At 57.4% G+C, this 25,299-nt stretch carries 24 protein-coding genes; 13 read left to right on the forward strand and 11 right to left on the reverse strand.

Features of this window, described 5'->3' with window-relative positions:
* Positions 1-5: 5 nt before the first annotated feature.
* From pckA to EH206_RS01960, 5 genes are all read right to left on the reverse strand, one after another.
* Positions 6-1,625 carry a phosphoenolpyruvate carboxykinase (ATP) gene (pckA, locus tag EH206_RS01940; protein WP_009111149.1) on the reverse strand — a complete coding sequence of 540 codons (1,620 nt, stop codon included), beginning with the start codon at positions 1,623-1,625 and terminating at the stop codon, positions 6-8.
* Between the two features lie 198 nt (positions 1,626-1,823).
* The gene (gene hslO / locus EH206_RS01945; protein WP_009111150.1) at positions 1,824-2,696 is read right to left on the reverse strand and encodes an Hsp33 family molecular chaperone HslO; all 873 of its coding nucleotides are present in this window, start codon (positions 2,694-2,696) and stop codon (positions 1,824-1,826) included.
* Between the two features lie 25 nt (positions 2,697-2,721).
* Positions 2,722-3,132: a ribosome-associated heat shock protein Hsp15 gene (gene hslR / locus EH206_RS01950; protein WP_009111151.1), complete on the reverse strand. Its 411-nt coding sequence runs from the start codon at positions 3,130-3,132 to the stop codon at positions 2,722-2,724.
* Complete coding sequence (yrfG, locus tag EH206_RS01955; protein WP_009111152.1) at positions 3,132-3,821, reverse strand: GMP/IMP nucleotidase; 690 nt, start codon at positions 3,819-3,821, stop codon at positions 3,132-3,134. The genes hslR and yrfG overlap by 1 nt, the downstream gene beginning before the upstream one ends.
* A gap of 108 nt (positions 3,822-3,929) precedes the next feature.
* Complete coding sequence (locus EH206_RS01960) at positions 3,930-6,071, reverse strand: IgaA/UmoB family intracellular growth attenuator (protein ID WP_009111153.1); 2,142 nt, start codon at positions 6,069-6,071, stop codon at positions 3,930-3,932.
* Between the two features lie 446 nt (positions 6,072-6,517).
* On the opposite strand from EH206_RS01960, the gene nudE reads away from it, so the two are divergent.
* A complete protein-coding gene (nudE, locus tag EH206_RS01965) occupies positions 6,518-7,075 on the forward strand; it encodes an ADP compounds hydrolase NudE (protein ID WP_009111154.1) in 558 nt (185 codons plus the stop codon).
* A 67-nt stretch (positions 7,076-7,142) separates the two neighbouring features.
* On the opposite strand, the gene mrcA is transcribed toward nudE, so the two are convergent.
* A complete protein-coding gene (mrcA, locus tag EH206_RS01970; RefSeq protein ID WP_009111155.1) occupies positions 7,143-9,701 on the reverse strand; it encodes a peptidoglycan glycosyltransferase/peptidoglycan DD-transpeptidase MrcA in 2,559 nt (852 codons plus the stop codon).
* Between the two features lie 110 nt (positions 9,702-9,811).
* On the opposite strand from mrcA, the gene pilM reads away from it, so the two are divergent.
* The 12 genes from pilM (at position 9,812) to trpS (ending at position 20,036) form a co-directional block, all read left to right on the forward strand.
* Positions 9,812-10,663 carry a pilus assembly protein PilM gene (gene pilM / locus EH206_RS01975; protein ID WP_040342815.1) on the forward strand — a complete coding sequence of 284 codons (852 nt, stop codon included), beginning with the start codon at positions 9,812-9,814 and terminating at the stop codon, positions 10,661-10,663.
* A 2-nt stretch (positions 10,664-10,665) separates the two neighbouring features.
* Positions 10,666-11,235, forward strand: coding sequence for a PilN domain-containing protein (locus EH206_RS01980; RefSeq protein ID WP_009111157.1), 570 nt, complete (start codon positions 10,666-10,668; stop codon positions 11,233-11,235).
* Positions 11,228-11,788 (forward strand): hypothetical protein, encoded by a 561-nt coding sequence (locus tag EH206_RS01985; protein WP_009111158.1) that lies wholly within the window; start codon positions 11,228-11,230, stop codon positions 11,786-11,788. Before EH206_RS01980 ends, EH206_RS01985 begins: the two co-directional genes overlap by 8 nt.
* Positions 11,781-12,224, forward strand: coding sequence for a HofP DNA utilization family protein (locus EH206_RS01990; protein WP_009111159.1), 444 nt, complete (start codon positions 11,781-11,783; stop codon positions 12,222-12,224). Before EH206_RS01985 ends, EH206_RS01990 begins: the two co-directional genes overlap by 8 nt.
* Before the next feature lie 68 nt (positions 12,225-12,292).
* Positions 12,293-13,525 carry a DNA uptake porin HofQ gene (gene hofQ / locus EH206_RS01995; protein WP_232216589.1) on the forward strand — a complete coding sequence of 411 codons (1,233 nt, stop codon included), beginning with the start codon at positions 12,293-12,295 and terminating at the stop codon, positions 13,523-13,525.
* A gap of 333 nt (positions 13,526-13,858) precedes the next feature.
* Positions 13,859-14,380, forward strand: coding sequence for a shikimate kinase AroK (aroK, locus tag EH206_RS02000; RefSeq protein WP_009111161.1), 522 nt, complete (start codon positions 13,859-13,861; stop codon positions 14,378-14,380).
* Between the two features lie 51 nt (positions 14,381-14,431).
* Complete coding sequence (aroB, locus tag EH206_RS02005) at positions 14,432-15,517, forward strand: 3-dehydroquinate synthase (protein ID WP_009111162.1); 1,086 nt, start codon at positions 14,432-14,434, stop codon at positions 15,515-15,517.
* 149 nt (positions 15,518-15,666) lie between these two features.
* Entirely contained in the window at positions 15,667-16,608 is a 942-nt protein-coding gene (locus tag EH206_RS02010; RefSeq protein WP_009111163.1) for an SPOR domain-containing protein, read from the forward strand.
* Between the two features lie 80 nt (positions 16,609-16,688).
* Positions 16,689-17,501, forward strand: coding sequence for an adenine-specific DNA-methyltransferase (gene dam / locus EH206_RS02015; RefSeq protein ID WP_040342817.1), 813 nt, complete (start codon positions 16,689-16,691; stop codon positions 17,499-17,501).
* A 159-nt stretch (positions 17,502-17,660) separates the two neighbouring features.
* Entirely contained in the window at positions 17,661-18,338 is a 678-nt protein-coding gene (rpe, locus tag EH206_RS02020) for a ribulose-phosphate 3-epimerase (RefSeq protein ID WP_009111165.1), read from the forward strand.
* Entirely contained in the window at positions 18,331-19,035 is a 705-nt protein-coding gene (locus EH206_RS02025; RefSeq protein WP_009111166.1) for a phosphoglycolate phosphatase, read from the forward strand. Before rpe ends, EH206_RS02025 begins: the two co-directional genes overlap by 8 nt.
* The gene (gene trpS, locus EH206_RS02030; protein ID WP_009111167.1) at positions 19,032-20,036 is read left to right on the forward strand and encodes a tryptophan--tRNA ligase; all 1,005 of its coding nucleotides are present in this window, start codon (positions 19,032-19,034) and stop codon (positions 20,034-20,036) included. Before EH206_RS02025 ends, trpS begins: the two co-directional genes overlap by 4 nt.
* A 441-nt stretch (positions 20,037-20,477) precedes the next feature.
* Here trpS and EH206_RS02035 read toward each other — a convergent pair whose 3' ends face one another.
* The 5 genes from EH206_RS02035 to EH206_RS02055 are packed head-to-tail and all read right to left on the reverse strand — an operon-like array spanning position 20,478 to position 25,132.
* Entirely contained in the window at positions 20,478-21,941 is a 1,464-nt protein-coding gene (locus EH206_RS02035; protein WP_009111168.1) for a M20 family metallopeptidase, read from the reverse strand.
* Positions 21,942-22,000: 59 nt separating this feature from the next.
* The gene (locus tag EH206_RS02040) at positions 22,001-22,870 is read right to left on the reverse strand and encodes a transporter substrate-binding domain-containing protein (protein WP_083832758.1); all 870 of its coding nucleotides are present in this window, start codon (positions 22,868-22,870) and stop codon (positions 22,001-22,003) included.
* A 50-nt stretch (positions 22,871-22,920) separates the two neighbouring features.
* Positions 22,921-23,685 (reverse strand): ABC transporter ATP-binding protein, encoded by a 765-nt coding sequence (locus EH206_RS02045; RefSeq protein WP_009111170.1) that lies wholly within the window; start codon positions 23,683-23,685, stop codon positions 22,921-22,923.
* Complete coding sequence (locus tag EH206_RS02050; protein ID WP_009111171.1) at positions 23,682-24,416, reverse strand: ABC transporter permease; 735 nt, start codon at positions 24,414-24,416, stop codon at positions 23,682-23,684. Before EH206_RS02050 ends, EH206_RS02045 begins: the two co-directional genes overlap by 4 nt.
* On the reverse strand, positions 24,416-25,132 hold the full coding sequence (locus tag EH206_RS02055; RefSeq protein WP_009111172.1) for an ABC transporter permease: 717 nt from the start codon (positions 25,130-25,132) through the stop codon (positions 24,416-24,418). The genes EH206_RS02050 and EH206_RS02055 overlap by 1 nt, the downstream gene beginning before the upstream one ends.
* Positions 25,133-25,299 lie beyond the last annotated feature (167 nt).

A 25,299-nucleotide genomic window follows, 5' to 3' on the forward strand; every position in this document is an offset into this window, starting at 1 on the left:
AACCCTTATAGCTTCGGACCGGCCTTAACCAGCGCGGCGCCGGCCGGCGCATCGGTGTATTTATCAAAGTTGGCGATAAAGCGTCGCGCCAGATCTTCCGCTTTCTCCTGCCATTGCGCCCGATCGGCGTAGGTATCGCGCGGATCGAGGATCGCGGGATCGACGCCGGGCAACGACCTGGGGATCTCCAAATCGAAGATCGGCAGCGTCTGCGTTTCCGCGTCATCGATGCTGCCGTTCAGGATGGCGTCGATAATGCCGCGCGTATCCTTGATGGAGATGCGTTTCCCTGTGCCGTTCCAGCCAGTGTTGACCAGATAGGCCTGAGCGCCCGCCGCTTGCATGCGTTTCACCAGCACCTCGGCGTACTGCGTGGGATGCAGAGACAGAAAGGCGGCGCCAAAGCAGGCGGAGAAGGTGGGCGTGGGCTCGGTGATGCCGCGCTCGGTGCCCGCCAGTTTGGCGGTGAAGCCGGAGAGGAAATGGTACTGCGTCTGGTCCGACGTCAGGCGCGATACCGGCGGCAACACGCCGAACGCGTCGGCCGTCAGGAAGATCACCTTGGTGGCATGTCCGGCTTTGGAAACCGGTTTGACGATATTGTGAATGTGGTAGATCGGGTAGGAAACGCGGGTGTTTTCGGTTTTCGAACCGTCGTTGAAATCGATACTGCCGTCCGCCAGTACGGTGACGTTTTCCAGCAGCGCATCCCGCTTGATGGCGCCATAGATATCCGGCTCCGCCTCTTTGGACAGCTTGATGGTTTTGGCGTAGCAGCCTCCTTCAAAGTTGAATACGCCGTCGTCATCCCAGCCGTGTTCGTCATCACCGATCAGTTGGCGTTTCGGGTCGGTCGACAGGGTGGTTTTCCCGGTGCCGGACAGGCCGAAGAACACCGCCACATCGCCGTCCTCGCCGACGTTCGCCGAGCAGTGCATGGAGGCGATGCCTTTCAGCGGCAGCAGGTAGTTCATAATGGAGAACATCCCCTTTTTCATTTCGCCGCCGTACCAGGTGCCGCCGATCAGTTGGATACGTTCCGTCAGATTGAACGCCACAAAGTTCTCGGAGTTCAGCCCCTGTTCCCGCCACTGCGGATTGGTGCATTTGGCGCCGTTCATCACGATGAAATCAGGTTCGAAATCCTGTAATTCCTTATCGCTGGGGCGGATAAACATGTTTTTCACAAAGTGCGCCTGCCAGGCGACCTCGGTGATAAAGCGCACTTTCAGCCGGCTGTCGGGGTTGGCGCCGCAGAAGGCGTCGACGATAAACACTCGTTTAGCGGACAGTTGTGTCGTGACCAGCTGTTTCAGGTGCGTCCAGATTTCCTGGCTCAGGGGATGGTTATCATTTTTGCCGTTCCCCTGATCGGACCACCATACGGTGTCGCGCGTTACGTCGTCGCGGACGATGTATTTATCTTTCGGCGAGCGGCCGGTGAAAATGCCGGTATCGACGGCAACCGCGCCCAGGTTGGTTTCTATACCTCTTTCATAGCCTTGTAGGGTAGGGGAGATTTCTTCTTCAAAAAGTAATTCATAGCTGGGGTTGTAGACAATATCGCGGACATTCTGGATTCCATAAGCCGCGAGAGCTTGTGGTGAAACACCTTTAATCGGCATGCGCTACTCCTCAATTGTTATATTTCGACTAACTAACATTGTAGGGTGTGAGCTTATTTTAACCGCGAGAACAATCATAAAATTAAATAAATTCTTTAATAACTTTGCCAATTTGCTGGGTTGAAAAATCAGATGTGGTTGTTTTTTATACAGTTCAATTTGAAAAAAAGGGTACATCATAAAGTACCCGTGCAAAAATCAATGGAGAAGATGAGTCGCTGAACCCTGTTTAAGCGCCCGTATGTCATCGGCGTTGAAAAGGTAGTGATTGCCGCAGTAATCACAGTGCATATCGATCTCGCCGTCCTGCTGCAGCATGTCATGCACTTCCTGTTCCGGCAGGGTCATCAACGCGCCGGCGCAGCGCTCGCGCGAGCAGTGGCACTGGAAAGAGACCGCCTGCGGTTGATATACCGTCACCTGCTCCTGATGGTAGAGGCGGTAGAGCACCTCGTTTGCCGGCAGAGCAAACAGCTCTTCCTCTTTGACGGTGGCGGTGAGCTGGGCCAGATGGTCGAAATCATCGCGGGCGGCGTCCTGCGCGGGCAGCACCTGCAACAGCATGCCCGCCGCGGCCCGGCGGCCGTCCTGTTCGCCGGTACGGATAAATAACCGGGTGGGGAGCTGCTCGGACTGCAGGAAATAGTTTTCCAGACAGTCGGCGAGCGTTTCGCCCTCTAACCCCACCACGCCCTGATAGCGTTCGCCTTCGGTGGGCGTAATGGTGATGACCAGATAGCCGTTGCCCACCATCTCCTTCAGCGAGCTGTCCGGGGCGATTTCACCTTGCAGGCGGGCGACGCCGCGCATTTTCTGCTGATGGTTACCGTTAATCACCGCCAGTTTCAGCGCGCCGTCTCCCTGCAGCTGTACGGTGATATCGCCGCTGAACTTTAACGTTGCCGTTAACAGGCTGGTGGCCACCAGCATTTCGCCCAGCAGGGTTTGCACCGCAAGCGGGTAGTCATGATTGGCCAGAATCTGTTGATAGGTCTCGCTGACCGTCGCCAACTCGCCGCGGACGGCATGATTTTCAAACAGGTAACGGTGTAGCTGGTCATGGGTGGACATGGTTTTCTCTCGCTGTGGCGCCAGGTTATTCCCGATCGCTGTATTTAAATTTAATCAGATCCCGCCGTTCTTTCTTATCCGGACGACGATCCGGGTGCGGCATGGTCAGCGCATTCATTTTTCGCGTCAGCGCCAGCTTTTCCCGTTTCTCAATACTCTCGGCGGTTTCCTGATACAGCGCCTGCGCTTCCGCGGCGCTTCTGCGCTGGCCGCTGAGCCCACAAACAATCACGGTGCGCTCGTCGTTCCCCTGGCGTAACTTGATTGCCGCATTCAGCTCAACCAGTTTACTGGGCTTGCTGCGCTGGCCGTTGTAGTGAACTTTGCCGCCGTCGACCATTTCGCGGGCAATCGCCCGGGTTTTATAGAAACGGGCGGCCCACAGCCACTTGTCCAGACGGATGGCGTCGCCGGAATTTTCGGTGTTTTTCATCATCAATTCTCCTGATTAACCGACCGATGCAACGCCGGCAACAGCCGGAGATAGTCATTCATTGACGGGTGCTGGCGGAATGCTTTTTCCTGCTGGCCGGAATCAGGATTACTGACGCCCAGACAATAGCGTATGCCGAAATTTTTGGCGGCGTCCAGAATCGGTTCGCTATCATCGATAAACAGCGTGCGGGCGGGATCGAATCCCGTTTGGCGCTGCACGGCCCGCCATAACAGCGGATCCTCTTTCGGATACCCATAAGTATGGGTGGAAAGCAATAAATCAAGGTGCCGGTCTAATCCGGTATGGGCGATTTTCACCGCCAGGCTGTGCGGGTGGGCGTTGGTCAGCAGAATGGTTCGTTTGCCGCCGTCGCGCAGGGCGGCCAGAAACGGCGCGCTGTCTTCACGCAGCCGGGCGCGCTCGCCGATATCCGTGGTCATCTGGTAAATATCCAGATCCAGTTTTGCGCTCCAGTAATCGAGGCAGTACCAGTTGAGCGTGTGCTGCACCGCCCGGTACTCCGCCGCAATAAGTCGCTGGGCCTGTTCAAGGCTGATGCCGCGTTTATCGCTGAGCGACTGCGGCACCAATTGCAGCCAGAAGTAGTTATCAAAAGCCAGATCCAGCAGCGTGCCGTCCATATCCAAGAGAACGGTGTCGATTTCATGCCAGTTAAAACGGGGGCTCATAGGTACTCCAGATACAGAACGCAGCCGGACAAGACAGGCGGCTTTGGGTGAGCGGATAAATACGGCGGCGCGGTCAGAATAACATAACAATGCGCTGTTTCACGATTATCAGAAGCGGCGCGTGCCGTTGTCCGTCAGGAATGCCGGGGAGCCGCCGCCAAAACGTGTGGCGTAATAGCGCTGAATATGGGTTATCCGCTGTTTGCTCTTGCGTATTTTTATCGTCAGCAGAGCGGCGTTGGTAATCAGCATGGCGGATAAGAGCAGTAACAGCAGGCAACTGCCAAGATAACGCCACAGGGTAATCACGTCCGGTTCGCTGTGCAGGCTGATATGCTGAGTGCCGTTGGCGTCTTTACTGAGGTGGGTGATGACGCCCGAGGCGTTAAACGGCGTGTGCAGCAGCGTGGATGATAACCGCTGCAGTTCCTGCCATTGATCCGCAGGCCGGTATTCATTCAGCGGCATGGGCGGCAAAGGGTGGCCGACGAGCTGACGCCCTTCGTCGCTGCGAATTAAAAAGCCGCCGGGAGGAGGACTATTGAGTAAATCCGCGGCGTGGTTGATTTCCTGATAGAAGAAAAAGTCGGTGGCGCTGTTGACGATGGATTCCAGCGCTTCGGCGCTTACCGGGCGCAACAGCACGTTCATGCCTCTGAGCGATCCTGAAGAGGCGCGTTTTACCAACTCGTCCCAGCTTTTCACGTTGCCCAGATTGACCAGGGCGTTTTTCAGCCGGATACAGTCGCCTTCCCGTTCACAAAGAGCCTGGGTTTTCAACACGATTTCAGAGAAATTATTCAGCAGGATCATCCCTGATTTCTGAATGGCGGAAGCCAGCTGCGAGTTAACCCTCCCCTCTTTATCGGTTTGCGGGTGCAGCTGGTTGTTCACCGCTTTCAGCAATGCCGAGGTTTTTTCAATGATATCGGATTCCGGCAAGGGTAAAGGGTCCGCCTTATTCCAGTAAATCGCCGAGCAGTCAAAAGGGGCATAGGCGGAGACGTAGTAGCCCGCGGGATAAACCCGGGTCGGGACATAACACATCCCGGTGCCTTGCACCTGCAGCGTATCGCCAATTTTTAGCGCTATCTTTTCCAACTCGTCAACCTGGGCGACCTGAATATTTTGTGCGCCCTGTAGCCAGGCCATGCTGAGCTTTAACGGCAGCCCAAGCGGGACGTAGGTCAATAGAAAAATCAGGCAGAGCAGCGAACCCGCCGCCAATAGCAGATTTTTCCCCCAGCGTTGCAGGGGAAAGTTTTTGACTTCTTCATGTAGCGAAAGATGCTCGCCCTGACGGATAACCTGTCGATTAAGATAGATATCCACATCCGTTTTTCTTCCCAAATCATGGGTGATATAGGGCTGCCAGTGGGGTGGATAGATAAGATCGATATTCCCCAAGGAGACGTTGCTGAGCTGCCCCTGGTTGGATTCGCCAAAAAGACCGAGACCTTGCGGCGTGCCGTGGAGGCAATGAACATCGCGCAGTTCCTGCTCCGAGGGGGAGCGGAAAAGCTGCCAGATGCTCCAACCGGCGAGCAGCACCGCCGTGCCGGTCAGCCAGGGAAGCAGCGCGATCGGGCTGTTGAGACTGATTAACAGCAGCAGGAATGCCAAACACAGAACGGCGGCTTCTTTCAGCCCCGCCGAGTGATGTATGGCATGCTCTTCTCTGGTTTCCTTACGAATGGTCACCAGCTCGGCGTGTTCATGTTCTTCATGATGGATGGCGGCATTGGGCGGTGGAATTTCCGGGGCGGAACTCGTCTGACGGTTGTCGATGCACTCCACTAATGAGTGCCCGTTAAGGGAAATAACCAGCGGAATCGAGCGGGTCTTAATCAACTCAACGGTATTGTTTTCAGTAATATACTGTTCCCAGCAAGGGGGCAGGTGAATCTCCTGCGTATCAATATAGTATCGCCACTTATGCTGCGAGTCAGTGCTCAGGCCGTAACGCGTAATGGTATGAGTCAGCGGATATACCCGACTGCTTTGCAGTGAACGGGGTAGTCTGAGGGAGGGCGTAGGGGGGGCGAGCGGCGTTGTTTTCTGACGGTTCTCCTGAGCAAGGTAGTGCTCAACGGCGATGCGCTCTTCCGCGGTCAGTTGACGAAGCGACGATTGTTTCACCGGTAAGGGTTTGACGAAAGGCAGACACCGGCGCATACGGTAGTCAATGATACTTCCGACAGCGATCAGACAGGCGAGCAATATAGCCAATAGGATAAATATTGTGCTCATGTCATCTTCATCCCAACGTGACCTACTCCTTGTTTTGTCGAATTTTAATCAACTTACCCAATCGATAATAACCCGTACGGCTTGGTCTTATAAGATTAATAGCTAACAATAACGGTGGTTATCCGCGTAAGGAAGCAATGGTAACAATCGGCAAGAGTGCCTGAAATGAGGATAATCCTATTTTTGGGCAAGTCATTGACTTTTTATTTTTATGACGGGCCGTCGCCTGCGGTAATGTGTGTCTTATGTTATAAAAAAGTAAATTCATAATCGTGACTGTTGCAGCGAAGGCTACTGTTAACGCACAATGTGAGCAACATCAAAAAGAATATTAACGATCGCTTTTCATTCCGCGATACACCGGCATCTAGGGTAAGGGTAAATATGACCGAGCATTCGGGCTGGGCTAAGTGTCGTTGTGGTCGTAATTTCTCTATGGGGCCATTATGAGTCATAACCTGCAGAAACCTAAAATCCTCAAGGTAGAAACGGTTGCCTGTTCGCGCTTGTTCAACGTCGAATCCATCGATCTGGAGTTCAGTAACGGCGCCCGCCGGGTTTATGAGCGCATGCGTCCGACCGGGCGGGAGGCGGTGATGATCGTGCCGATCATTGATGATGAACTGCTGCTTATCCGCGAGTACGCGGTCGGTATCGAACAATATGAGCTTGGCTTTCCCAAAGGGTTGATCGACCCCGGCGAGACGGTATTTGAAGCCGCCAACCGCGAGCTGATGGAGGAGGCGGGATTTGGCGCACGGCAGATGGATCTGTTGGCCACCTTGACGATGGCGCCCTCCTACTTTTCCAGCCAGATGAATATCGTGGTGGCGCGCGGGCTGTATCCGCAAAGCCGTGAGGGCGATGAGCCGGAGCCGATGCCGAAAGTGCGCTGGCCGCTGAGCGATATGATGACGCTGCTGCAGGAGCCGGATTTCCGCGAAGCGCGTAACGTCAGCGCGCTATTTCTGACTCAGCATTGGCTGAGCCGCGCGGCGCGCTGATGCGCGTGAGAGAAACAAAAGGCGCCGATTTTGGCGCCTTTTGCGTATTCATAACCCGATAGCGCTATCAGAACAGCTCTTCGCTTTGCCCGTTATCCATCAATGTGGTGCCGGCTTCATGCACTTCGTACTCGGTCGGCTGCGTGCCTTCGATAAAGTATTCGGAACGGCTGTTGCCGCCGCCGTTGGAGAGCTTGCCGCTGCTGCGGTCGATAGTCACGCTGACTATGCCGGGCGGCGGCGTCAGCGGCTGTTCGGGAACGCCGTCCAGCGCGGCCTTCATAAACTCATCCCAGGCCGGCTGTGCGGATTTCGCGCCGCCTTCGTAGCCTGAAATCTGGTCCTTGATGACGCCGGAGGCGCTGCTGGCGCCCAGCGTCCGCCGATGATCGTCAAAGCCGATCCACACAGAGGTGACAAAGTTAGGGCCATAGCCCGAGAACCAGGCGTCTTTAGAACTGTTGGTGGTGCCGGTTTTACCGCCGATATCACGGCGTTTCAATTCGCGGCCCGCGCGCCAGCCCGTTCCCATCCAGCCCGGTTCCCCGAAGACGTTGCTGTTAAGCGCATCTTTAATCAGGAAGGCGAGCGGGGTGCTGATAACGTGCGGCGCATAAGGCTGAGCGGTGCTTTGCTGCGCCTCCGCGGGCGTAACCGGTTCCAACTGCGGCATGGGCAGCACGCCCTGCGGCGCATTTTCCCGCGAGGTGGCGACGTCTTCCGTATTGTTGACGGCCAGCACCGGCGAGCGCCGGGTTTCACCGTACACCAGCGGCAGATTGCAGGTATCGCACACCACTTTAGGGGTGGCGGTAAAGACGGTGCCGCCGGCCTCGCTCTCTATTCTGGTAATAAAATAGGGATCGACCAGATAGCCGCCGTTGGACATCACCGCGTAACCGCGCACAACCTGCAGCGGCGTAAAGGACGCGGCGCCCAGCGCCAGCGATTCGGTATGCACGATGTTCTGTTCCGGGAAGCCGAAACGCCGCATATATTCGGCGGCATAGTCCACGCCCATGGCGCGCATGGCGCGCACCATCACCACGTTTTTGGATTGCCCCAGCCCCTGGCGCAAACGGATCGGGCCGTCATAGGTGGCCGGCGAGTTTTTCGGCCGCCAGTCCGAACCGGCGCCGGCGTCCCAACGGGTAATGGGGACGTCATTGAGGATGGTGGCCAGCGTCAGGCCTTTATCCATGGCCGCCGTATACAGAAACGGCTTGATGTTGGAGCCAATCTGGCGCAACGCCTGGGTGGCGCGGTTAAACTTGCTGTGGTTGAAGTCGAAACCGCCCACCAGCGCTTCGATGGCGCCGTTATTCGGATTCATCGACACCAGCGCCGAATTGACGTTCGGCACCTGGGCGAGCCACCAGTCGTTTTCCACCTGACGCACCCACACCTGCTGACCGGCCTGAACCACGTCGGTGACCCGTTTGGGCGTCTGGCCCTGCTGAGTATCGGAGCGATAGGGCCGCGCCCAGCGCATACCGGCCATCGGCAGGGAAATATTGCTGCCGTCGGCCATCATCGCAACCGCCTGATCGGCGCTGGCGCCGGTAATGACAGCCGGAAACAGCGGCCCGTAGACCGGCAGGGTTTTCAGCGAGGCGACGATTTTGTCGCGATCCCACGCGCCTTCGCCCACTTTCCACAATACGTCGGCGGGACCGCGATAGCCGTGGCGCATATCGTACGCCAGCACGTTGTTGCGCAGGGCGTCCTGGGCGGCCAACTGCAGTTTGCGGGTGATGGTGGTATAGACCTTATAACCGTCGTTATAGGCATCGTCGCCGTAACGCTTGATCATTTCCTGACGCACCATTTCCGCCACATAGGGCGCGGAAAACGCAATGCGCGGCGCATGGTAGTCGGCCACCAGCTTTTCACCGCGCGCGGCGTCATATTGCGCCTGGGTGATGTAGTTCTCATCCCGCATCCGCGCCAGAACCACGTTGCGCCGGGCGATCGCGCGGTCATAGGAGTAGAGCGGGTTAAAGGTGGAAGGGGCCTTCGGCAAACCGGCGATCATCGCCATTTCGCTCAGCGTAAGCTGATCGACCGGGCGGCCGAAATAGACATGGGCGGCCGCCCCGACGCCGTAAGAGCGATAGCCGAGATAGATCTTGTTCAGATAGAGCTCGAGAATTTCATCTTTGGTCAGCAGTTGCTCAATGCGGATAGCCAGAAAGACCTCTTTGATTTTACGGATCAGGGTGCGTTCCGGGCTAAGGAAAAAGTTTCTGGCAAGCTGTTGCGTAATGGTGCTGGCGCCCTGCGAGGCGTGACCGGAGGTTAACGCAATAGACGCGGCGCGGATAATTCCCACCGGATCGACGCCGTGGTGCTCATAAAAGCGGCTGTCTTCGGTGGCGATAAACGCATGCACCAGCACCGGGGGAATTTGATCCAGTTTCAACGGGATGCGGCGATGTTCGCCAAATTGCGCGATCAGTTCGCCATCGGCGCTGTATACCTGCATCGGCGTTTGCAGCCGAATGTCTTTCAGCGTGGCGACATCGGGCAACTGGGGTTCGATATAGCGGTACAGACCATATATCGAGGCGGCTCCCAGCAGGATGCAAGTCACTGCAAGGATAAATAGATACTTTACGAACTTCACCTGAGATTTTCCATTCAGTAGCGTTTGGACAGTTTATAAACAATCGCGCGCTAGTATAAAGGTAAGCCTGTTCCGTGGATACGTTCTTTGATAAGGAAATTGGGTTGAACATGGCTTATCACATCTGGCGGGTTGGATTAGATATACAAAACGGGTTTATGCGCGCGCTGGCGGTTCAGCGTCGTCGCCACGGCTGGCAGCTGCGCTGCTGGTGGCAGTTTCCGCTGCCGGACGACACGTTGCGCGCGGGTAGTCTACACCATACCGCGGCGCTTTGTGAGACCTTACTGCAATGGCGCAGACTATTGCCCCGCCATATTTCACTGCGGGTGGGGTTTCCCGCGCAGCGGGTATTGCAGCAGTATTTGCCGGCGCCGGACAGCCGGTTACAGGAGCCGGAGCGCAACGAATACATACAGGCCATGGCCGCACGCAAGCTGCCGGTGAGCAGTGATTTATTGTCGATAGACTATCGGCAGGATCCCCATACGCCGGGTTCCTTACTGATTACCGCCGCGCGGCGGCCTGAGTTGCACAGCTGGCTTGAATGTCTGCGCACGGCGGATTTGCATCCCGACGTCGTCGAGGTTTCAACCTGCGCCATTCGCTGTATGGCGCGGTCGGCGGGGCTGGAGCATCGCCTTCTATTGCTGCATCGGCTGGCGGACGGTTGGCTATGGATATCGCCGCTGAGCGATGCCTTTCAATTCGGCGTAATACATCCCGATGAATTGCTCCCTGACGGGGATATTTTTTCGTTGGTAAGTACCCGCTATCCTAAAGCGTCGCATGATGCGGTCTATTACAGCAGCACATTGCCGGAATTAGCCGGCAACCGTCCGGACGTGCTGATTCCCTGGTCTCCGTTGGCCGCCTTTGACCAGATGCAACCGCCGTTACCTGATTTTCCGCCGGCATTCGTTATCGCCGGCGGGTTGGCTTTGCGCCCTGAGGATAGCTGAACATGGTGCTGGTAAATCTTCTGCCCTGGCGGAAACGGCGCTTGCGCCGCCGGGCGCGCAACTGGCTGATGCTATTGCTGCTGCAGCTGGCGTTGATCGCGCTAACGCTCGGCGGGTGCTACCGGGTCTGGCAGCAGCAGCGCCTGATGTTGCAGCATCAGCTGAGCGATATGTCGGCGCAGCAGCGGCAATTAACGGCGCAGTACCGGCAAACCCGCCAGACGTGGAATAGGCTGCGGGATTATCAGGCGCAGCGCGACGCCGATGCCGCCGGAACGCGGCATAACCAGCGCTATCTGAAGCTGCTGGAACAGATGGCATCGATGATGCCCCGGCGTCTCTGGCTGACCGATGTCGTCGATCGAGGCGAACGCCTGGTGATCTCCGGGCTGAGCGAAAGCTATGGCGATATCGTCGATTTAAACCGTTCGCTGGGGCGTCATCCGGCATTGGGGCGGGTACGGGTTCTGCAGGCGTCAAGGCAGCAGAGCGAGCGTTCGCTACTGCGTTTTTCCCTACAGGCGGATTGGGCGCCCGTCGACCTCTGGCGCGACGGGAGGAGCGATGACTGATTCGATGCCCGGCTGGGCCGCCTGGGTCAGTAAACCGCGGTGGGTATTGGCGGCGGCGCAGGTTATCCCGCTGCTTGCCTTCGCCCTGCCGGTGGCGAGGTGGGCGCTGTGGGAAGAGCAACGGCAAATGGCCGATATCGAACGGCAGCTTGCGCAGCAAACTCTGGCGGTACGGCATATCCGACAAGAGTTGGCGACGATGCCGGCGCTGCCCGCCATGCAAACGCAACTGGCCGCATGGCAGGCGGAACAGCGCTTATTCCCGGCCGATATGCCGGCGCAGCTGGTCGCCGCGCCGCTGTCGCAGTCCGGCGCCGTGCTGCTTTCCTTGCAGCCGGCGCAGTCGCCAGAGCGGGATTCCGCCGATCGGGCGGTGTGGTTGTTAACGTTTCGCGCCGATTATCGCGGCGTTTTGCAGGTGCTGCGTCAATTTATCGCGCTACCCCATGTGCTACGCATTGAACAACTGACCATGAAGTCCGCGCAGGGAGGGCTGCATATTGAAATGACATTAATGAAACCGCAGGCTGAGCGGAGGGACGGCGTTGAATAGCATCGCCGGGGGAACCTTTGCGGCGCTGGTTGTTATCACCCTGTGGCGCGCCGTGCCGGGAGAGGCTGCGGCCGTCGATCGCGATCCCTTTCATCCGCTTTCGGCGGAACGCTGTACCCGGATGGAGGCACTGCAACAGTGGCGGCTAAAAGGTGTTATTGGTTCAGGCGAACGATGGGTAGGATGGTTAGTCCGCTCGGAAAGCCAATGGCAGAGAGTCGTGCCGGACGGGGTGCTCCCGCCGGGCGACTGGCGGGTCAGCCGCCTGGATAAGTCGGGCGCCGCGCTGACGGCGATCGATGACGCCGGACGCTGCGACGGATCGCCGGCGGAGGTTTCCCTGGCGTCGCCTTTCGTTATTCCGCGGGCGGCGGCCTCGGCCGCGCCGACCGTGCCGTTACGCCCAGGCGCGGCAATGGAAAATGAAAAGCGATAAATCGACGGCCCTTTGAGACAAGGAATGTTATGACGTATCCATCAGTGCAAAAAATCGCCGTCTTGTTGATGCTTGTGGGGAGCAGCGCCTTGGCGCCGGCGCAGCATAAGGAGCCGGTATCCATCGCCTTTGAGGAGTCGCCCATCGCCCGCATATTGCAGGCGTTGGCGGACCATCGGCAGTTGAATCTGGTGGTGGCGCCGGGCGTGGAGGGGAAACTCAGTCTGCGGTTGGCGGAGGTTCCCTGGCGGCAGGCGCTGGATATCGTTTTGCATATGGGCCAGCTTACCATGGCGCAGGAAGGCAATGTTTTACTGGTTTATCCCGCCGCCCGCCTTGACGAATTGCAGCTGCAAGAAGAAGAGCGCCTCGACCGACAGATGCAGACCCAGCCGTTGCGGAATCTTTCCGTTGCCTTGCAGCACGCCGATGCCGCCGAGGTGGCTTCAAGCGTTCAGGCCCAGCGCGGCGTGTTAATGACGGAGCGGGGGAGCGTCACCGTGGATAAACGCACCAATACGTTACTTATCCGCGATACGCAGGCCGCGCTGGAGCAGCTCAGGCCGTGGCTGAATGAACTGGACCTGCCGCTGGCGCAGGTGCAACTGGCGGCGCATATCGTGACCATCAGCAGTGAAAACCTGCAGGAACTGGGCGTCAATTGGGGGCTGGGGGCCGGCGACTCGGCTAATAACGCCCTGCGGTTAAGCAATTTTACCGTCAGTTTGCCGCTGGAGACGCCCGCGATCAGCGCCGGCTTCCATCTGGCCCGGCTCAACGGCCGCCTGCTGGATTTGGAGCTAATGGCTTTGGAGCAGGAAAACCAGGTCGAGATCATCGCCAGTCCGCGGCTGTTTACCGCGCACCAGCAAACCGCCAGCATCAAGCAGGGGACGGAAATTCCCTATCAGGTCTCCAGCGGCGCCAGCGGCTCAACCTCCATCGAATTCAAGGAGGCGGTGCTGGGCATGGAGGTGACGCCCAGCATTCTGCGCGCCGGCCGGATTACGCTCAACCTGAAAATTAGCCAGAATATGCCGGGACAGACGATCAAACAGGGGGACAACGGCGAGGCGCTGGCAATCGATAAGCAGGAGATACAGACGCAGGTCACCGTCGCCGACGGGGAAACCATTGTGCTGGGCGGAATATTTCAGCAGCAAAAAACGCGTGGCGTCAGCCAGGTTCCGGGGTTAGGCGATATTCCGCTGCTGGGGCGCCTGTTCAAAAATAGCGTGCAAAAGCATGCGCGGCGCGAACTGGTTATTTTTATTACCCCGACGTTAATTCCGCCGACGTAGGCGTATTAGAATGCGCCGTTGGCATAAAAAACGGCGCATTATTTTGCCGGATTCATGGCTTCTAAGTTTGACGCTGCGGCGGATTTAGCTTACAAGGGTTAGCGAATTGAGCACAGAAGTGTTGTTCCGCCGAAAATGTGTATAAAACACACTATATTACCACCTGTAGCCAGTGTGGCATTTTATTCGGTTGCCAAACTACCCTGAGTATTGAGATAATTTTTTGTCTGATTCTCGCACTATCGCTCATGAGGTTTCAGTTTAGGTCCCGTCGCTGAGTTGATTGGCGGGGCGGGTTATCATTAACGAATTGTCTTAGTAATACCAAAAAACATGGCAGAGAAACGCAATATCTTTCTGGTTGGGCCTATGGGTGCCGGCAAAAGCACTATTGGCCGTCAGTTAGCTCAACAGCTCAATATGGAGTTTTTCGACTCCGATCAAGAAATTGAGCGACGCACCGGGGCTGATGTGGGCTGGGTATTCGACGTGGAAGGCGAAGAAGGCTTTCGTGAACGCGAAGAAAAAGTCATTAATGAGTTGACGGAAAAACAGGGTATCGTCCTGGCGACGGGCGGAGGCTCGGTCAAGTCTCGTGAAACACGTAACCGTCTTTCAGCGCGCGGGGTCGTCGTTTATCTTGAAACGACGATCGAGAAGCAGCTTGCTCGTACGCAGCGCGATAAAAAGCGCCCGCTGCTTCAGGTTGAGGCGCCGCCACGCGAAGTGCTGGAAGAATTGGCGAGAGAGCGCAATCCGCTGTACGAGGAGATTGCCGATGTCACCATTCGGACCGATGAGCAAAGCGCCAAGGTAGTTGCCAACCAGATTATCAATATGCTGGAAAGCAACTAAAGTGTAGGACATCATCTGCGTACGCAGGTTTCAACAGGTTATTAAACGCGCATGGAAAGGATTACCGTAACATTGGCGGAGCGTAGTTATCCCATTACGATAGCCGCCGGATTGTTTAATGATTCGACTTCTTTTATGCCGTTGAAGGCCGGGGAGCAGGCCATGCTGGTGACCAACCAGTCGTTGGCCCCTCTCTATCTTGAACAGGTCCGCCGCGTGCTGGAACAAAGCGGCGTACACGTCGATCAGGTCATTCTGCCTGACGGGGAGCAATATAAGTCCCTGAGCGTGCTGGATCAGGTTTTTACCGCGCTGCTTGAAAAACCACACGGCCGCGACACCACGATTGTGGCGTTGGGCGGCGGCGTGATTGGCGATTTGGCCGGTTTTGCCGCCGCCAGCTACCAGCGCGGCGTGCGCTTTATTCAGGTTCCGACCTCCCTGCTGGCGCAGGTTGATTCTTCCGTCGGCGGCAAAACCGCGGTGAATCATCCGCTGGGCAAGAATATGATCGGCGCGTTCTATCAACCCGCCTCCGTGGTGGTTGATCTGGATTGCCTGAAAACCCTGCCGGCGCGCGAACTGTCGTCCGGGCTGGCGGAAGTCATCAAATACGGCATTATTCTGGATCGCGACTTCTTTGTGTGGCTGGAAGAAAATATCGACGCGCTGCGTACATTGCAGCACGATGCGCTGGCTTACTGTATCCGCCGTTGCTGTGAACTGAAAGCGGCGGTGGTGGCGGCGGATGAACGCGAAAGCGGCATGCGCGCGCTGCTCAACCTGGGGCATACCTACGGTCATGCCATTGAGGCGGAAATGGGATACGGCAACTGGCTGCACGGCGAGGGCGTCGCCGCGGGAATGGTAATGGCCGCGCAGGCGGCGCGGCGTCTTGGGCAATTTTCCGCCGATGACGTCGAACGTATCAAGGCCCTATTGGTACGGGCCGGTCTGCCGGTTAACGGGCCGGAGCAGATGGCGCCGGAATCTTATCTTCCCCATATGATGCGCGATAAGAAGGTGCTGGCGGGCGAGCTGCGTCTTGTGCTGCCGACTTCTATCGGTCATGCCGAAGTCCGTGGCGGCGTAGCGCATGATATTGTGCTCGCGTCGATAGCTGATTGTCTTGCCTAAGGCGTTTTACCGTTTTTATTGACCATAGATGTGTTAACGACAGATAGGCGCTGATGGTTTATGGTTAATAAAATACAATGCGTTATGATTTAATCATTCGCTCCGGGAACAGGATTGCGAATTTTAGCCTTTCAGTTGGGGGGTATTAAGTGGATGAGTTTAAGCCGGAAGACGAACTGAAGCCCGATACCAGTGATCGTCGACCTACGCGTCAGCAGAAAAGAAGTCATTTTTCCGTACCGAAAATCGAGCTTTCCAGACAACACCTGATGATCGCCATCGGGATTTTGGTGCTGGTGCTGCTGATTATCGGTATCGGTTCCGCCCTGCAGGCGCCTTCTCACCAGCAGACCTCCCAGCCTCAAAGCCAGGGTGAAAAGAGCATCGATCTTTCTTCATCATCTCCCACGGCGCCAACGGAAAGCGCCGCGCCGGTTGAGAATCCTTCCGCCGTAACCGGACAGGCGCCGCAAACGCTGAGCGCGCCGCCGGTTTCCGATACGCCGACGCAAGCGCCGGTTCAACCGCCGGTCAGCGGCCAGCAGCGCATCGAGCTGCCGGGAAATATTACCGACGCGCTTGCTCAGCAGCAGGGCCGCGTTGACGAATTTTCTCAAGGCGCTGCGGGTGGTTCAACGCTGCCGACGGCGCCCGCCACGGTTGCGCCAACGGCTAAAGCGCCGGCGCAAGGGCCCGCTGAAAAGCCGGCGCGCAGCGGCAATTCCGCTCAGGGTAATAACAGGCAGGCGGCAACGAATACGCAGAAAGCGGCGGCGCCCGCCGCGACGGGTAAATCAGCGGCAGGGTCCGGCGCCGCCATTCAAAACGCGCCGGCCAGCCATTTTACCTTGCAGTTGAGCGGCGCTTCCCGTTCCGATACGCTGAAAGCTTACGCCAGGCAGCATAATCTGGCCCATTCATGGGTTTATGAAACTAAACGTGACGGAAAATCCTGGTATGTGTTAGTTACTGGAGTCTATGCTTCCGCAGCAGAAGCAAGGCAGGCAATCGCAACGCTACCTGCTGATGTACAAGCGAAAAAACCATGGGTTAAGCCGATCCGTCAGGTGAAGCAGGACTTGAATAAGTAACGCCAATTTTAGCCCTGATGTGCTGTCTGACACAGAGTACAATCCGCGGCTCTGATAAAGTAAGAGTAACTAACGACGGCATGAAGAAAAACCGCGCTTTTTTAAAATGGGCTGGTGGCAAATATCCACTGGTGGAAGAGATTCGTCGCTACTTACCCGAGGGAGGCTGCCTTATCGAGCCTTTTGTCGGTGCGGGTTCCGTATTTTTGAATACCGAGTACGACAGCTATATATTGGCCGATATTAATAGCGATCTCATTAATCTCTACAATATCGTCAAGTCGAATACCGATGATTTTGTCCGCGACTCGCGCAAGCTTTTTACTGATGAAGTGAATACTTCAGAGGTTTTCTATCTGCTGCGCCAGGAGTTTAATCTCTGCGCTGACGCCTACCGGCGCGCGGTATTGTTTCTTTATCTCAATCGCCATTGTTATAACGGGCTGTGTCGCTATAACATGCGCGGTGAATTTAATGTGCCGTTCGGGCGTTATAAAAAGCCCTATTTCCCGGAAGAAGAAATTCGCTGGTTCGCCTTTAAGGCCAGGAACGCCACCTTTGTTTGCGAGCACTACCAGCAAACGCTGATTAAAGCCGCGCCGGGATCGGTGGTTTATTGCGATCCCCCTTACGCGCCCTTATCGGCGACCGCTAACTTTACCGCGTACCACACCAATAATTTTAATAATGTCGACCAGCAAGATCTGGCCCGCATGGCCCATCGCCTATCGGTTGAATACCGCATCCCGGTGCTGATTTCCAACCACGATACGGTATTGACCCGCGAGTGGTATCAGGATGCTTCACTTTATGTGGTAAAAGCGCGTCGGACCATTAGCCGCAATATTCTGGGTCGTAGTAAAGTGAACGAACTGCTGGCCTTGTATTGCTGACGCCGAAGCCGAGTAGGAAACGGTAGGCGGGACAGCGCGGCGACAAGCCGGATATGATTGACCGCAAGTTGGTTTGCGCAGCAGCCATTGCCGATCGGGATGATGGATAAACCGGCATCCCGGCGGCAGGAGTTCGGACTTTATCGTTTGGAGATGCGAATGAAACCGTTTTTAATCGCCCCGTCTATTCTGTCGGCCGACTTCGCCCGGCTTGGCGAGGATACCGCCAACGTGCTGGCGGCCGGCGCCGACGTGGTTCACTTTGACGTGATGGACAACCACTATGTGCCTAATCTGACCATTGGTCCGCTGGTGCTTAAATCCTTGCGGGACTACGGCATCAGCGCGCCGATTGATGTGCATTTAATGGTTAAGCCGGTCGATCGCCTCATTCCCGACTTCGCGCAGGCGGGGGCCAGTTTTATCACCTTCCATCCCGAGGCTTCGGAGCACGTCGATCGCTCTCTGCAATTGATCAAAGATCACGGCTGCAAGGCCGGTCTGGTTTTTAACCCCGCCACGCCGCTCAGCTATCTCGACTACGTGATGGACAAAGTGGACATCATTTTGCTGATGTCCGTGAATCCCGGCTTCGGCGGGCAGTCCTTTATCCCCGCCACCCTGGATAAGCTGCGTCAGGCGCGCCGGCGCATTGACGACAGCGGTTATGATATCCGTCTGGAAGTGGACGGCGGCGTCAAGGTCGATAATATCGGCGCCATCGCCGCCGCGGGCGCTGATATGTTTGTCGCCGGTTCCGCCATTTTCAGCCAGCCGGACTACCGCTCGGTCATCGAGCAGATGCGCGGCGAATTGGCGCGGGTGACCGATGAATGACGCGATACGCATCCGCGGGCTGGCGTTCGACCTCGACGGCACGCTGATTAACAGCGCGCCGGGGCTGGCCGAGGCGGTCGATTTGGCGCTACAGGCGCAGTCGCTTCCGGCGGCGGGGGAAGAGCGGGTCGCCGCCTGGATCGGCAACGGTGCCGATGTGCTGGTCGAGCGGGCGCTGCGCTGGGCGGGCGAGGAGCCTACGCCGCAGCGCATCCGCGCCACCCGTGAGCAGTTCGACCGCTATTACGCGCAAACGGCGGAGCGCGGCAGCGCGCTGTTCCCGCAGGTACAAGAGACGCTGGCGCAGCTGGCGCGGCAAGGGTTTCCCATGGCCGTGGTGACCAATAAGCCCACGCCTTTTGTGGCGCCTTTGCTGGTATCGCTGGGCATTGACGCCTATTTTTCCCTGATAATCGGCGGTGACGACGTTATCGTCAAAAAGCCCCATCCGGCCCCGCTATATCTGGTGCTGGGCCAGTTGGGACTGCGGGCCGGCGAGTTGCTGTTCGTCGGCGACTCCCGCAATGATATTCAGGCGTCCCAGGCCGCCGGCTGCCCCTGCGTCGGTATGACCTACGGATATAACTATGGTGAAGCGATCGCCTTGAGCCGCCCGGACCGGGTGCTGGATCGTTTTGCCGACCTATTGCCCCTTGTCGGGCCGTCATCTTCAAAAAATCAGGAAACATTAGTATGAGCAAGCCCATTGTATTTAGCGGCGCGCAGCCGTCTGGTGAATTGACCATTGGCAACTACATGGGTGCGTTACGTCAGTGGGTTAATATGCAGGATGACTACGATTGCATCTATTGCATCGTTGATCTGCATGCCATTACGGTACGTCAGGATGCGCAGCAGCTACGCAAGGCCACGCTGGATACGCTGGCGCTTTATCTGGCCTGCGGCATCGATCCGCACAAAAGCACCATCTTCGTACAGTCGCACGTTCCCGAACATACCCAGTTAAGCTGGGTGCTGAACTGTTACGCCTATTTCGGCGAACTGAGCCGCATGACGCAGTTTAAAGATAAGTCGGCGCGCTATGAAGAGAACATCAACGCCGGTTTGTTTGATTACCCGGTGCTGATGGCGGCCGATATCCTGCTGTATCAGACCACGCAGGTGCCGGTGGGTGAAGATCAGAAACAGCATCTGGAGCTGAGCCGCGATATCGCCCAGCGCTTCAATACGCTTTACGGCGACACTTTCAAAGTGCCGGAGCCGTTTATACCGAAGTCGGGCGCGCGGGTGATGTCTTTGCTGGATCCGAGCAAAAAGATGTCCAAGTCCGACGAAAACCGCAACAACGTGATTGGCCTGCTCGAAGATCCTAAGTCGGTGGTGAAGAAAATTAAACGTGCGGTAACCGACTCCGATGAGCCGCCGGTGGTGCGCTATGACGTGGCGAATAAAGCCGGGGTGTCCAACCTGCTGGATATTCTTGCGGCGGTAACGGGAAAAACCATTGCCGAACTGGAGCAGGAGTTCAGCGGCAAGATGTACGGCCACCTGAAAGGGGCGGTCGCCGACGCGGTATCCGGTATGCTGAGCGAATTGCAGGAGCGTTACCACCGTTTCCGCAATGACGAAGCCTTCCTGCAGCAGGTGATGCGCGACGGCGCCGAAAAAGCCGGTGTCCGCGCGCAGCAGACCCTGAAGAGAGTGTACGACGCCGTGGGTTTTGTCGCTCGTCCGTAAGCCCGGCTTATTCCGTTATCCCTCCTCCTGATGAGGGGGAGGTCGGGAGGGGGGAGCGGCAGGCGTCGCTGGAGCAGTGATTCACCCCACCCCGACCCTCCCCTTCGCAGGGGAGGGCGTTGGCTCCTCCCCCTGACAAGGGCTGCCTCTTATACACAAATCCAAGGAACCTCTAGAGGCCATGTGTATTCTGGTCTTGGGGTCATTCTTGGTTCTTTGTTTTTTGCTTTTCGTCGGCATAATTTCAGCCGGAAGCCAGGGTTCTCAGGGCTGCGGCGCTTGAGCGTCCTGAGTCGGGCGCGTGCTACGACGTGGCATAAAAATACTATTCTTTTCGCGCACGAAATAACACTGAGCTTACATATACCGTTAACAGTAAATGTGACTAAGAGACAGTCTCAGGGGAGGGAGTTTGGCTCCTCCCGTTCCGACCTTCCCGCTTTATCTCTCGCTCTGCGGCAGCGGCGGAGAAACATCATCCGGGATCGGGTTCTCAAACGGCGTCTGTTGCAGCTTGGCCTGATGGTCGGCTTTGGCCTGGCTGATTAAATCAGGCGTCAGCAGCAGGTCTGCCGCCAGAGAAGCCATCGCTTTGGCGGCATACTCCATTCCCTTGTGCGCCGCCGCGGTTTTCCCCTGCGCGACCAGCTGCCATGAGTGCGCCGGCGTGCCGATGGCGTAGGTGGCGCTGCGAATTTGCACCGTCGGCACCACCCAGCTTACGGTTCCCACATCGGTTGAGCCGATAAAGGCTTCGTTGGGGCTGTAAAGCGGATAGATGCCGTCGTGCAGCCTCAGCCCCGGCTGCGGTTTCACGCCGAAGCGGGCGTAAGATCCGCTAATATCCTCCGCCGTCATCGCCGCCTGGAACGTCGCCGCCAGTTGGCGATCGGCTTCGTCAAAGGCGATCGGACCGAGCGCCAGCAAATGCTCATGCATGCGCTGCTCCAGCGGCGGGTTGCCGAGCAGGTTGGCGTCGCCGCTCAGCACCTCGCTGCTGACTTCGGTTTCGGTCATCAGCGCCGCGCCTTCGGCGATCTTTTTCACCCGTTGGACCAACTGGTGCAGCTCCGGCAATTGGCGGGCGCGCACCAGGTATCTTACCGTGGCGTTGGCCTGCACCACGTTGGGCGCATGGCCGCCGCTGTCGGTAATGGCGTAATGCACCCGGGCGGAGGAGGGCATATGCTCGCGCATATAGTTGACGCCGACGTTCATCAGCTCCACGGCGTCCAGGGCGCTGCGGCCGAGGTGCGGACTGCTGGCGGCGTGGGAGGCCCGGCCTTTGAAGTAGAAGTTTAGCTCGTTGCAGGCCAGCGATACCGGGCTGTTGACGCCGGTAAAGGTGGCGGGATGCCAGCAGATGGCGATATCGACATCGTCAAACACCCCTGCCTTGACCATAAAGCCTTTCGACGAACCGCCTTCTTCCGCCGGGCAGCCGTAAAAACGGATCGTTCCCGGAATGTCGTGCTTTTGCAGGTAATCCTTGACCGCCGTCGCCGCCTGCAAGGCGGCGGTGCCGAGCAGGTTATGCCCGCAACCGTGTCCGTTGCCGCCGTTTTCCAGCGGTTTAGGTTCGGCCACGTTCGCCTGCTGGCTTAGCCCCGGCAGCGCATCGTATTCGCCAAGGATGGCGATAACCGGCGCTCCGCGGCCGAACTCGCCCAGCAGGGCCGTCGGCATCCCGGCAATGCCGGTGGTCAGGCGAAAACCTTCCGCTTCCAGCACCGCTTGGTGCTGCGCCGCCGAGCGATACTCCTCATAGTTCAGCTCCGGGGTGTCCCAGATGCCGTCGCTCAGGGTGAAGAATTGCTGACGCTTGCCGGCAATCAGCTCGCAGATTTCCGCCACGGTTTGACGGTCGATAGAGGGCAAGCTCTCTTCTGCCTGTATTGAATTCATGTGCTATATGCTCGTTATTTTTCCGTAAAGAGAGGTCGGCAAGGTTTTCTCCGCCAGACTCAGAGCGGCGAGGTGTCCATACCGAACCATTTTTCACTCAGCGTTTTCAGCGTGCCGTCGTTTTTGGCTTTCTCAATCGCGGCGTTAAACAGGGCTTTCAGTTCGGGATCGCCTTTACGCAGGCCGACGGAGGAGCCGCTGCCCAGAATGCCGCCGATAAACTGCGGGCCGGGGGTGACGATATCGGCGTTGCCGGGTTTTTCGGTAATCCCTTTCAGATAGGCGGCGGAGGCGATAACCAGATCGACGCGGCCGGCTTTCAAATCAAGATCGTGTTCCTGGGTGGTTTTATACTCTCGCACTTTCATCACCCCTTTGAGATAGTTATCCAGAAAGGTGCTGGCGATAGAGGCGGACTGCACGCCGATGGTTTTGCCTTGCAGCAGCGGTTTCAGCTTTTCGATTTCTTCCCGCGCCACGGCTTCGTTTTCCGGTTTAAGCGAGAAGCGTTTGCCCGCGTCGGGGAACTGCCCGGCCAAGGGGCTGGATTTCAGTACGGCGAAGGTTTGCCCGGCCTGGGTGTAGGGTTGGCTGAAGTCGATGACTTCCCGGCGTTTGTCCGTGGCGGACATGCCGGAAATGATGGCGTCGAACTTGCCCGCGTTCAGCGCCGGAATGGTGCTGGTGAACGGCTGCACGATGATTTGACATTTCACTTGCATACTGTCGCACAGCACTTTGTACAGCTCGATTTCAAAGCCGTCCAGCGTACCGTCGGGCTTGGTGAAATTATAAGGGTGGAAAGCCCCTTCGGTGGCGATACGCACCGTGGTCCATTTTTTCTCCTGCGCCGCGGCGCTGACAGAGGCGACCAGCGTGCTTGCCAGGCACAGTGAACAGGCGATCATTTTTAATTTTGCTTTCATGATGGAACGATTCTCCCGGTGTGGTGTTATTGCTTACTTATTGAATTTATGGTCTACCAGCTGGCGATAAACTGCCGGAAACGGGCCGACCGGCTGGCGGTGAAAACCTGCTGCGGCGTGCCCTGCTCCTCGATTTCTCCCTGATGGAGGAACACCACGCGATTGGAGACTTCACGGGCGAAATCCATCTCATGGGTCACCACCAGCATGGTCATGCCCTCGTCGGCCAGCGTACGCATCACGCGCAACACTTCGCCGACCAGTTCCGGATCGAGCGCCGAGGTCGGTTCGTCGAACAGCATCACTTTCGGCGCCATCGCCAGCGCGCGGGCAATGGCCGCCCGCTGCTGCTGGCCGCCGGAAAGGTGAGACGGGTAATAGTGCCGCTTGTCCGCCAGGCCGACCTTTTCCAGCAACTGTTCGGCGCGCTCCACGCTCTCCGCATGGGGGCGCTTTAAGACGTGCACCGGCGCTTCAATCACGTTTTCCAGCACCGTTTTGTGCGACCACAGGTTAAAGTTCTGAAACACCATGCCGAGCTGGGTGCGAATGCGGTCGATCTGCCTGGGATTGGACGGCCGGCTTTGCCCACTGCGGTTTGGCTTCATTTCGATGGATTCGCCGGCGACGATAATTTCGCCCCGATCGGGAAGCTCCAGCATGTTGATACAGCGCAGCAGGGTGGATTTCCCCGAACCGGATGAGCCAAGAATGGAAATTACTTCGCCCTGGGCGGCTTCAAAAGAGATCCCTTTCAGCACCTCCAGCGAGCCGAAGCTTTTGTGAATGTTGCGCAGGCTGATCGCAGGCGTGGTCATTGCAGGTCTCCCAATTTCTTGATTTTCTTCGTCGCCGACTGCGCGCCCGGCGCGCGTAAATGCGGGGTAACGGTGAACTCCGCCCACAGCAGCAGACGCGTCAGGATAAGGTTGATAAATAAGTAGATCGCCCCGGCGACCAGAAAGACTTCCAGCGCCCGGTAGGTTTCCGCGATGATGCGCGCGGCAATGCCGGTGATTTCCATCAGGGTGATAATGGAGGCCAGCGAGGTTGATTTGATCATCGAGATCAGTTCGTTGCCATAGGCCGGCAGAGCCTGGCGTATCGCCAGCGGGAAAACAATGCGCTTAAAGATCATCGGTGACGGCATGCCGCAGGCGCGGGCCGCTTCTATCTGCCCCTGCGGTACGGATTGCAATCCGCCGCGGATAATTTCACTGGCGTAGGCCCCGGTGCATAGCGTCAGCGAGAGCAGCGCGCACCAGTAAGGTTCCCGCAGCAGCGGCCATAGAACGCTCTCCCTGACCCAGGGAAACTGCCCCAGGCCGTAATAGATGAGGAACAACTGCACCAGCAGCGGCGTGCCGCGGAAAAACAGCACGTAGGTGCGCGCCGCGGCGCGCAGAGCCGGGTTGCCGGAAAGCTGCATCAGCGCCAGCCCCAGCGCCAGAAAGAATCCCAGCAATACCGAGCCGACGGCCAGTTGCAGCGTAAGAGGGATGCCGGTGATGATTTCCAGAAACGTCTGGTAAAGAAAAGGAAAATCCATCAGCGCTTCACACCCCGGGAATAATGAGACTCCGCCCGGCGCATAATCCAGCCGGAAGCGAGAGAAATAAGCAGATATAGCATGGCCGCGGCCATAAAGAAGTCGAACGGTTTCCCCGTCGAGCCGGCGCCGGTCTGCGACTGGGTCAATAGCTCCGCGACACCGGTGACCGACACCAGCGCCGAGGCTTTCAGCACCAACTGCCAGACGTTGCCCAACGCCGGGATCGCGTGGCGCAGCAACAGCGGCATAATGATGCGCCGCAGGCGCAGCAGGGTGGGCATGCCGCAGGCTTTGGCGGCTTCTATTTCACCCTGGGAAACGGCATAGAACGCGCCGCGGTACACTTCGGTCTGCTGCGCGCCGGAAGAGATGCCCACGGCGATCACCCCGGCGAGAAAGCCGGGAAAGCCCAAAAACTCATTGCTGCCCCACAGCCTGGCGATCAGGGTAAGCGCCGAACTGCCGCCGAAATAGAGCAGGTAGATGATCAGCAGGTCCGGAATGCCGCGGGTGATGGTGGTATAGGCATCGGCCAGGTAGCGTACCGGACGGTTGCCGCAAATTTTCGACCATGCCCCGATGGCGCCAATCAGGGCGCCGAGCAGGAAGCCGCAGGTCGCCAGGGCGATGGTCATTGCCGCGCCAATCAGTAATAATTTTCCCCAGCCATTTTCACCAAAACTGATGAGTTGCCAGAAAGTAACCTCTTCCACAAAGTAGCTCCCAAATGCTTATAGTCTGTATCCGGCGCCGGCGCGCTATTGCCGGGCGCATCGGGTAAACGCTTAGCAGGAAAAGCAATATCCGGGCCACGTTGCGCCGCTTTAGTCATTGACTATTTATTCATATAATTTGCGTATTCATTATTTTGAACTTAGCT

Source organism: Brenneria nigrifluens DSM 30175 = ATCC 13028, assembly GCF_005484965.1.
GTDB lineage: Bacteria > Pseudomonadota > Gammaproteobacteria > Enterobacterales > Enterobacteriaceae > Brenneria > Brenneria nigrifluens.